4 protein-coding genes and 2 pseudogenes (1 of these 6 cut by a window edge) are annotated in these 1,941 nt (G+C 52.9%); all 6 read right to left on the reverse strand.

The genetic code is table 11. The features are described from left to right. Positions 1–628: pseudogene (locus JTI85_RS21705) on the reverse strand (iron-containing alcohol dehydrogenase); the annotation flags it as partial. Next, positions 600–764 carry an iron-containing alcohol dehydrogenase gene (locus JTI85_RS21085; RefSeq protein WP_236871744.1) on the reverse strand — a complete coding sequence of 55 codons (165 nt, stop codon included), beginning with the start codon at positions 762–764 and terminating at the stop codon, positions 600–602. The pseudogene JTI85_RS21705 and the gene JTI85_RS21085, both read right to left, overlap by 29 nt. Positions 765–774: 10 nt before the next feature. Further along, positions 775–945 carry an iron-containing alcohol dehydrogenase gene (locus tag JTI85_RS21090; protein WP_255574983.1) on the reverse strand — a complete coding sequence of 57 codons (171 nt, stop codon included), beginning with the start codon at positions 943–945 and terminating at the stop codon, positions 775–777. After that, complete coding sequence (locus tag JTI85_RS21095) at positions 885–1,172, reverse strand: iron-containing alcohol dehydrogenase (RefSeq protein ID WP_335621941.1); 288 nt, start codon at positions 1,170–1,172, stop codon at positions 885–887. The genes JTI85_RS21090 and JTI85_RS21095 overlap by 61 nt, the downstream gene beginning before the upstream one ends. 89 nt (positions 1,173–1,261) lie before the next feature. After that, entirely contained in the window at positions 1,262–1,576 is a 315-nt protein-coding gene (locus JTI85_RS00030; protein WP_048213613.1) for a putative quinol monooxygenase, read from the reverse strand. 18 nt (positions 1,577–1,594) lie between these two features. Next, positions 1,595–1,941 (reverse strand): annotated as a pseudogene (locus JTI85_RS00035) (glycerol-3-phosphate responsive antiterminator) (it continues 179 nt past the right edge of the window).

The raw sequence follows: 1,941 nt of genomic DNA on the forward strand, positions 1-1,941 counted from the left end.
CGCGATGTCATCGGGCAAAACAGTGTCCGGCAATCCACTCGCCGGACAAGCTTTTGGCGAGTGTTCTGTTTAAAACGCGTGTTGGTATAGCCGCAACGCATCATCTGCCGTGAGCGGAACAGGATTGTTATCCAGAAGACGAGTCTGCTGCATGGCATCCTGAGCCAATATCGCCAGCGTTTCAGCAGGTATATCGACATCGCGCAGCTTTTTCGGTGCACCGATTCAGCAATAATGCGTACCATCGCAGCAATAAATATCGCGGCATCTTTCTCCATATTCCCCGACACCTCCTCGCCAATAACAGCAGCCAGCTCGGCATAGTACGGCGCAGCGACTGGCGCATTAAACTGCAGCACCGGAATCAGCATCAACGCATTCGACAACCCATGTGGAATATGGTGTCGTGCGCCAAGGGGATAAGCCAGCGCATGCACTGCGGCCACTGGGGAATTGGCAAAAGCCTGGCCTGCCAGCATCGCGCCCAGCAGAACATTTCTCGCGCTTCACGGTTGTTCCCATCACGACAGGCAGTCACCAGATGGCGGCTAATTAAGCGTAATGCTTCCCGCGCCAGCGCATCCGAAATGGGGTTCTTCTTATTTACCGGTATAAGCCTCAATGGCATGCACCATCGCGTCGATGCCAGCCGCCGCCGTATGAACCGGAGGAAGTCCAAGCGTCAATTGCGCATCCAGCAGCACCAAATCGCCATATAGCTGTGGTGCGACAATCCCCATTTTGCTGTCATCATTGGTCGTCAAAATCGAAATATTAGTGACTTCTGAGCCCGTCCCTGCCGNNNGGGATGTTAATCAGCGGCAGACGCTGCCCGGAAACTTTGCCAATACCGTAAAGCGCCTGCAGATCTTGCTCAGAGTTGATTAACACGGCCACCAGCTTCGCGACATCCAGCGAGGAGCCGCCGCCCAGACCAATGACCATGTCGCAATGGTCATCACGAGCAACCTGTAAGGCTTCCCGGACAAGACGTTCCTGCGATCGGGTTGGACCCGATCATAGACCGTCACCTGAAACCCTGCCTCTTGCAGGCTATGCAAAACAGGCGGCAGAATCCCTGCTTTGACCAGTCCGGGGTCGGTCACCAACAACACGCGACGCGCGCTAAATCGCGGCTGAATAATCTCCCTGCTCGTGATGCTCCTGCCCACTCGACGATAATTTCCGGTACAGTTGAAAACGTAAAATCCTTCATGACATTGTTCATTGATGTACTCCTGGTAGTAAAAATGGCCAGCTTTTAACTACGCGGTGTATCGGCATGAGTGAGAAAGCTTTTCACCTCTTTACGCTCAAGCAACGGGTTGATAATCCCAACGCCAATACGTTGAAAATGCTCCGTTTGTCGATGAAGTTCGAGACCCTCAGGACAACGATAGGTTTCAATAATCACAAAGCGATCGCCGTCTTCCGTAGAACGGAAAAACTCATAGGTGATGTTTTCAGGCTCCTGACGCGAGGCCTGGGCAAGCAGTCTGAGCGCATCATTGACCTTGTCTCCCATTCCCTTACGAGAAAAATAATGTGCAATAACAAAAAGTTGTGAATTCTCCATGGTCGGGCTCCCGGTGTTCTAACGGTGAAGGTCTATATCCCATAACGCGCTATCACTGCTCGAAACGGCTATCGCGCCGTGTAACAGCGCCGTTTGAGCATGTTCCTCGTTACAGACGAAGCCTGATGCCACTATTGGCGGCAACACATTACGGTCAGCCTGTGAGAGTAGCGGCAACATCTGCGCGGGCATCAGTTGCACGTAATCGGGTTCGCTTTGTTCTACGGCTTTCAGGCTGCGTAGCCAGGTAGAACGGTCGGTGACAAAGATTTTCTGCATCGTCACCAGTCCACACTTTTTCGCTCGCTGTACGGTTTGCAAACGCGTCGAGAGCAACCCCATCGCTCCCGTTTCGGCCACATAAT

This window comes from Citrobacter sp. Colony219 (assembly GCF_019382635.1).
GTDB lineage: Bacteria > Pseudomonadota > Gammaproteobacteria > Enterobacterales > Enterobacteriaceae > Citrobacter > Citrobacter youngae.